Source organism: Lancefieldella parvula (assembly GCF_963530955.1).
Classification (GTDB): domain Bacteria; phylum Actinomycetota; class Coriobacteriia; order Coriobacteriales; family Atopobiaceae; genus Lancefieldella; species Lancefieldella parvula_A.
Window position 1 is genome coordinate 1 of record NZ_CAUSFQ010000079.1, and the last position, 6676, is coordinate 6676.

Annotated in this window: 8 protein-coding genes; 7 read left to right on the forward strand and 1 reads right to left on the reverse strand. The window is 47.9% G+C overall.

Annotated elements, in window-relative coordinates; translation table 11 throughout:
* The 4 genes from RWJ43_RS05505 to RWJ43_RS05520 form a co-directional block, all read left to right on the forward strand.
* Positions 1-203 (forward strand): hypothetical protein (locus RWJ43_RS05505; RefSeq protein WP_314008756.1); only part of this gene is annotated, 203 nt, incomplete at its 5' end.
* Positions 204-271: 68 nt separating this feature from the next.
* Entirely contained in the window at positions 272-859 is a 588-nt protein-coding gene (locus RWJ43_RS05510; protein ID WP_314008758.1) for a DUF4430 domain-containing protein, read from the forward strand.
* Positions 859-1791 carry an energy-coupling factor transporter transmembrane component T gene (locus tag RWJ43_RS05515; protein ID WP_314008760.1) on the forward strand — a complete coding sequence of 311 codons (933 nt, stop codon included), beginning with the start codon at positions 859-861 and terminating at the stop codon, positions 1789-1791. Before RWJ43_RS05510 ends, RWJ43_RS05515 begins: the two co-directional genes overlap by 1 nt.
* Positions 1788-3272, forward strand: coding sequence for an ATP-binding cassette domain-containing protein (locus RWJ43_RS05520; RefSeq protein ID WP_314008762.1), 1485 nt, complete (start codon positions 1788-1790; stop codon positions 3270-3272). Before RWJ43_RS05515 ends, RWJ43_RS05520 begins: the two co-directional genes overlap by 4 nt.
* Before the next feature lie 4 nt (positions 3273-3276).
* On the opposite strand, the gene RWJ43_RS05525 is transcribed toward RWJ43_RS05520, so the two are convergent.
* A complete protein-coding gene (locus tag RWJ43_RS05525; RefSeq protein ID WP_314008764.1) occupies positions 3277-3738 on the reverse strand; it encodes a hypothetical protein in 462 nt (153 codons plus the stop codon).
* Positions 3739-3978: 240 nt separating this feature from the next.
* Here RWJ43_RS05525 and RWJ43_RS05530 point away from each other — a divergent pair, with 240 nt between their 5' ends.
* The 3 genes from RWJ43_RS05530 to RWJ43_RS05540 all read left to right on the forward strand — a co-directional run.
* Positions 3979-4593, forward strand: a complete 615-nt coding sequence (locus tag RWJ43_RS05530; RefSeq protein WP_314008766.1) for an ECF transporter S component — start codon at positions 3979-3981, stop codon at positions 4591-4593.
* A 93-nt stretch (positions 4594-4686) separates the two neighbouring features.
* Entirely contained in the window at positions 4687-5436 is a 750-nt protein-coding gene (locus tag RWJ43_RS05535; RefSeq protein WP_314008769.1) for a double zinc ribbon domain-containing protein, read from the forward strand.
* Positions 5437-5751: 315 nt separating this feature from the next.
* Positions 5752-6676: transporter substrate-binding domain-containing protein (locus tag RWJ43_RS05540; protein ID WP_314008772.1), on the forward strand; the 925-nt coding region annotated here is incomplete at its 3' end.

Sequence of the window (6676 nt, forward strand, 5' to 3'; positions counted from 1 at the left end):
ACGAGAAGCAGCTTCCACCTACTGAATACTCAAATAAGCAGGCCGCTGCCCCACCGCAGGTGTCCTCTGCGCCTACCATTCCACTTCTGAGTGTCTTTGGTTTCTTTGCTTCTGGTGCAGTTCTTGCAGTGTTTGTAGTGTTGCTTAAGAAAGAAACTGCTGCAATTCACCATGTTTCCAATGGCCGAGGCCAGGTGAGATAGTGGTTAAGCTCACAAGAGAATCCAAACGGATTCTCTATTTGGCAGCATCAATAGTATCTTTTGTGTTCATGCTTTTCTTTGCATGGACATTAGTCCAGTATTTCTTTACGCCCGCTTCAAGCACTTCTGCTCAAGAAGCTCCTACCGCACAAGGTCAGACGGTAGCAGGTGCTTCTGGCACGCAAACAGACTCTCAGACGTCACAGACGCAAGGGAGCTCTAGTTCAGACGCTCAATCAAATGCTGATGCGTCTAAAACGCAGGATTCTTCTAATCAGAAAACGTCGGAACCTTCTAACACTGGTAACTCAACAAACGCTGTAGCTGCTCCTCATAAAGAGAATAGTGCGCTTTCTGTAAGTGTTACGGTTGATGGCTCTGCAGCCAAAGGGCCTTCATTTACCGTCAACCTCCAGGTGCAAGAGGGTACGTCAGTCTATGATGCGTTGCTTGCAAGTGGAGCCGGTGTAAATGCACGTAGCACGTCGTTTGGTATATACGTTGCGGCTATTAATGGGCTTGCAGAGCGTGACCACGGTCCACAGAGCGGTTGGGTATATTCAGTTAACGGTGTTCAGCCTAACTACACATCAGATGCATATGTTCTGCATGATGGCGATTCGGTTGTTTGGACGTACGTTAACGCGGTGAACTAATGAATCCCGCACGCACAAGTTTTTCTCGCCTTCATCCACTTGCTACGGTTATGCTGTTTGGATGCGAGGTTGTGCTTGCCGCATTTTCTTTTCAACCTCTCTGTGCGCTGATTGCTTTTCTAGGAGCGCAGCTTTGTACAATCCAGTTGTTTGACACCAAACATGCTGCTAAACAGCTTGTTTGGTATGCTCCAATTATTATATTGATGGCAGTTATCAATCCGTTTTTCTCGGCATCTGGCTCTACCATTTTGTATTCTTTTGGGCACACGCAACTGTACGTAGAAAGTCTGCTGTACGGAGCTACCTCAGGTCTCGTGCTCGTAAGTACTTTGAGCTGGCTTGAGTGCCTATTTGCAGTAGTATCGCCGCTCGAGATGTTGCAGCGATCAAGTGTGCGCTTTCCAGGATTACAGCTGGTCTTGAGTCTTTCTGTGCAGCTTATGCCGCAGCTACTTTCTGATCTCACAACAGCCCGCCAAATCCAGTCAGCAAATACCGCAGCTAGAAGGTGTGATTCTGCCGCACGGGCTTACCGGCAAAGCAACGTTTTAGGTCAAAGCCGTCTTTTGAGCGCGAGAAAAACTATTGCGCAATCAGCTACCACCATTAACGCAGTGTGCATGAGTGCGCTGGAGAAGTCGATAAGTACGTTTCAGTCTATTGTGTCTCGAGGTTGGGGAATGGCAGGGCACAGGAGTAGATGGAGCGCTGAAGTGCTTGACGCCTATGATACTGTAGCGTTGCTAGTATTTACTTTCTTAAGCGGTATAGCAGCGGTTTCTTTGTATATGCTGGTACAAGCTTGGCAGTTTTATCCTACTATGCCAGAGTTCCAAGTGAGTTTTTGGTATCTGGGCGTAGTGTTGTATACCGTTTTACCAGCAATTTTTGTGCATATTGATACTGTCTTATGGGAGCAGTCTGTATGAGTGAGCATTCTTCCTATATTCAGAATTCACCTACTACTTCAGTTAGTAAAGAAGTAGTTCTTGCTTTTCAGAATCTCTCGTTTGCGTATGCTCTAACTCCAGACCGCAACGTTGTAGAAGATTTTTCCTGTGAGGTTTGTGCTGGTCAGATTAGTCTTTTACTGGGACCAACTGGTTCAGGCAAGTCCACCATTTTGAGCCTCATTAAGCCCGAGATTGCGCCTCAAGGTAGACGAGAGGGTTCAATTGTTGTTTGCGGCCAAGAGGTTTCTACGATGACGCAGGCGCAATCCGTAGACACCATTGCATTTGTGCCGCAAGCCACTTCACAAGCACTTGTGTGTGAGACACCTTTGAAAGAGCTGGCTTTTGGCCTGGAAAATCGAGGCGTTTCAGAGAAAGAAATGCGTCGTCGAATTTTTGAGACGGTCAGTTTCTTTGGTATGGAATCGCTCTTGCACAAGCGCTGTAACGAGCTTTCCGGGGGAGAACAGCAGCTAGTAGCCCTTGCTGCAGCGCTTGTCATGCGCCCAAAGCTGCTTTTGCTGGATGAGCCAACCTCGCAGCTGGACCCGTTTGCGCAGAAGAACTTCACCGCGCTCCTGGAGCGAGTGGCGCGCGAGCTCAACGTTGCCGTGCTTGTTGCCACCCACGACGTTGCCGCGTTCGAGTACCTCGCTGACGCGCGCGTCTGCCTTGGTGGCGAGAAACCCGATGCGCTCCAAGCAGACAGCTCTTCTCGCCAGGCGCTTTGTCCTCGTAGCTCCGCGCCAAACCAAGCATCCACCGCGGCCGACAACACTCCCGTGCTCGAGTTCAGCGCTGTGACGTTTGCGTATCCGCAGAGTGAGCAGCTGGTGCTCAGCAAGTGCTCGCTTGAGGTCACGGGGCGAGAAATTCGTGCGCTCGTAGGCGGCAACGGCTCAGGTAAGTCAACGCTGCTAAAGCTTGCAGCAGGTATTCTTCGTCCAAGGAGAGGCCGCGTCTACAACCAGCTCCAACAGTCCCAGGGGTATATTCCGCAAAATCCTGAGCTGCTCTTTACCTGCCAAAGTGTGGACGAGGAACTTGCCCAGTGGCAGCAGAGTGGCGCCTATTCTGACCAGGACATTCAGGACCTCCTGGAAGCTTCGGGACTTCTTGCTCGCACAACATATCAGAAGCTTATGTCTTCTCATCCATACGACTTGTCTGGTGGACAGCAGCAACTTTTGGCGCTGGTAAAAGTGCTGCTCACAAAGGCGCGTCTGCTCATTCTTGACGAGCCTACAAAGGGTTTGGATGCTCCGACCAAAGAAGCCGTTATCAACCTGCTCTCTTACGCACAGGCAGAAGGTGCAACCATAGTAATAGCAACGCACGACATGCAGTTGATATCGCGCGTTGCTGATAACGTTTCTCTAGTTTTTGATGGTCAGATTTCTCTGACAGAGCCAACTTCAGAGTTCTTTGAGAACTCTTGGGTATGGTCGGCGGAGTAGGTAGCTAGAACCTTAAGAACGGCTCCTCATCCTGGCCAAGCTCCTCAAGAAGCTCATCATCAAGATTGTTGATGTCGCCAAACTCCTCGTGTTCATGCTCCTCTTCATCTTCCTCATGATCGTGAGTATGCTCATTGAAGCCGTAGGCATTGGCTGTCTCATCATCAAACTCAAGTGTTGGAAGAGCGCTGGTAATGCTGCACAGACCAACTCCTGCAGGCATAATCTTTTGCCACTGAGCAATCAGAGGAGTGGTTGGAACTTCTCCCAGCTCAACAATGGAATCCAAGAAAATCTCTTTTGCGCCGTCGAGCAGGTCAGATGAATTTGCAACCTCAATGAGGTGCTCCGAGAAAAGCTCAAGCGCGTGATCTGTGGAATCTGCCTCAACAATGCAAGGCATAAGACAATAGTTATCAGTAGAATCAAGCTCGTCGTTGTAGCTAAAGTTTCCCAGATAGATCATGAAGACCTCCTTGTTGTAGTTTCAAATCATCTTATGCCAAAATAAGATAGACCTTCTCGATATTTTTATTTTGACGGTAAGCGTGAGGTTCTTGTGGATAATCGGCACACGTTATCAATGGTCTTAGAGGTTGTGGCACTCTTTGCTACACCTATTATTCTTGCTGTTGAAATGATATATTTTCCCGATTTTACCGCGGTATCTTCAATTATTTTAGCGATCATTTCAGTTGCATTATTTATGTTAAGTTTTGAGGCAAAGAAGCCTTCAGTTGCCAATTTAGTACCTACTGCCGTCTTTAGCGCATTGGGGGCTGCGGGAAGAATTGCCTTTGCGCCACTCGCGTACGTAAAGCCTGTTTCCGCAGTTGCTATCTTCGCGGGAGCGTTTCTTGGCAGGCATGCGGGCTTTTTAGTAGGCGCCTTATCTGCGCTTCTTTCAAACGTTTTCTTTGGCCAGGGCTCGTGGACGCCATGGCAGATGTATGCGTGGGGGCTTGTTGGTTACTTGGGAGGTCTTCTTGCAACTTTTACCTCAGCTCGCCCTGCATCTTCTAAACGCACATCCGTCCAACAAGGCGAGAAACCCTACAAACTTCCACCTTTCTTGCTTATGATCTGGGCATTTATATCCGGGCCATTCTTTGGCCTAGTAATGAACGTGTACTTTGTTATTGGATTTGTACATCCCTTAACGCTTGAATCCGCTCTTCTCGCGTTTGCGGCTTCAATTCCACTTGATTTAACGCACGGCGTAGCAACGCTTGTTTTTTTGATTTTGTTATGGCTTCCATGGCAAACATCCGTTAGCAGAATCCTCACAAAATACAATCTCACTGGTAGGAGCTTTAGATAAGCCATCTTTTTCCGTTTACCTAAAATGCCTTCCATTTTGCGACCTTTGATCTAGACTGTATTCACTGTCAGCCCCCAGAATGTGGGGGTAAAAATGCAACCTACATCTATCCTTACTGCAACGGCAAACTCAACACTTGAGCTGCTTGCTCCTACGCGCTGCGTTGTGTGCGAGAAACCCGGCCAGCTCCTCTGCGATGAGTGTCGGGCAAAGCTGCCATGGATTTCTCAGCAGTGGGCATGTCCTAATTGCGGCGCTCCATACGGGAAGCTTGTTTGTTCAGAGTGCGCAGATAAAAAGAAACGACCTGTTCAGTGGGAGAGTAGAGCGGTCATTTGTGCCATGGGATTTAAGGGTCCTCCTGCACGGTTGATTTTGACGCTTAAGGATGGACACGAGTTTCGACTGGCACCGGTAATTGCTGCAGCCATATTGTGTGCGCTTGAAGAAGCCTCAGCATGGAAAGCTCGTGACGGTACCTCTCGCTTTGATAGTTCAAAAATTGATGGCGTTTCCTTTATTCCAGCAACTGCAGAAGCGTACGCGCGCAGAGGCTTTGATCATATGGAACTTGTAGCTCAATCGTTTTGCCAGCTTACAGGCTTACCTTTGTATGACGTGCTTATACGTCCTCATGCAAAGGACCAAAGAACACTCTCATCCGCTCAAAGGCAAATAAATTTGAAAGGAAGTATTGCTTGTACTGCGCCGGTCAATCAATCAAATATTTTACTTTTAGATGATGTTGTAACTACGGGAGCATCAATTAGAGAAGCCACTAGAGTACTTTGTGCCGCAGGCGTGCATTCTGTAACCGTAGGCGCATTAGCTCGCGTATGGTGAGTTACCTATGGTTGCAAACGGCTATACTTGATAAGTCTTTTCAGGTCTGTGGTTGCGAAGTTCTCTGTGAGCTTTTAGTCCATGACAGACGAGGTCAAAGGGATCCACGTAAGTTTGCGTGTGCGCACGTAAACGATCATGGCTCGTCCTAGAAGTAAGCCATACCGCCTGTTATATCAAAGAGACAAAGGGTCTCGCAGGCGAGAGAACTACTAGTGGAGCTGCTGCGGTAGCAAAGCAAACGTTCCAGTATGCGAGTGTGGGGTCAAATACCAGGTCAGCTGAAAAGACGCCTGAATAGAAGAAGGAGTTCTGATGACGCGCGGTAAAAACTCTCTTAAGGTGTTACTTCTTATAGCACTTGCTGTTGTTTTAACAGGATGCTCCATTGGTCCTATCAACATTGATCTGGATAAATGCTTCCACGTCAAGTCAGTGCAAGAGGCAATCCAAGAGAAGCGAGAAGCCCGTCAGCAGAAGATTCCTGATTCCTCACTGCACACAGCTGGCACTTTGACCGTTGGTCTACGTACTCAGTCAGTAACAGCTCCAATGGTTGTAGCCTCAGAAGCTGGAACATTGCAGGGAATTGACGTTGAAATAGCTTCTGCAATTGCAGATCAGCTAGGCGTAGACGTTAAGTTTGTATCAGTTAACGGACCAGTAGATGGCCTACAAGCAGGCTGCGACATTGTCATGGATGTCAGAAGTGGTGAAGACTCAACAAGTACGCTCATTTCTGGTTATGCTGAGTATGCAACAGCTCTTTTCCATAAGGGTTCAGAGACAAACATTACTGCTGATAGTTTGAGTGGAAAGTCAGTTGGCGTTCAAACGGGTTCTTTGTCTGAGCGCGCAATGGGTCAGGTACTCACGGGCATGTCTGTTCAGGGTTTTTCTAACCTAAACGATGCTTTTGAAGCACTTGAAAATGGTTCCATCGATTATGTGGCCTGTGATGCATATGCTGGTGCTTATTTAGCAGCAAACAAAGATATTTCTATGGTTGGTGTCGTTGATGTTCCATCCACGATTGGTATTTCTGTAGCAACAAGTAACAAAGCTCTCGCTACACAAATTCAGCAAGCTCTTTCAGCTATTCAATCTAACGGTGTTGAGGGAGTTATTAGAAACAAGTGGATTGGCACCTTGCCACACCTCTCAACTACCAATAAGATTTCTGGTCTTGTGGAAGTTTCTACGCAACCTACCAGCGCTGATTCAGCTACATCTTCCTCTT

Excerpts from the sequence above, each read along its gene's own strand:
- RWJ43_RS05525 (WP_314008764.1), bottom strand. The coding sequence starts at position 3,738 with ATGATCTATCTGGGAAACTTTAGCTACAACGACGAGCTTGATTCTACT.
- RWJ43_RS05530 (WP_314008766.1), top strand. The coding sequence starts at position 3,979 with ATGTTAAGTTTTGAGGCAAAGAAGCCTTCAGTTGCCAATTTAGTACCT.
- RWJ43_RS05520 (WP_314008762.1), top strand. The coding sequence starts at position 1,788 with ATGAGTGAGCATTCTTCCTATATTCAGAATTCACCTACTACTTCAGTT.
- RWJ43_RS05510 (WP_314008758.1), top strand. The coding sequence starts at position 272 with ATGCTTTTCTTTGCATGGACATTAGTCCAGTATTTCTTTACGCCCGCT.
- RWJ43_RS05535 (WP_314008769.1), top strand. The coding sequence starts at position 4,687 with ATGCAACCTACATCTATCCTTACTGCAACGGCAAACTCAACACTTGAG.
- RWJ43_RS05515 (WP_314008760.1), top strand. The coding sequence starts at position 859 with ATGAATCCCGCACGCACAAGTTTTTCTCGCCTTCATCCACTTGCTACG.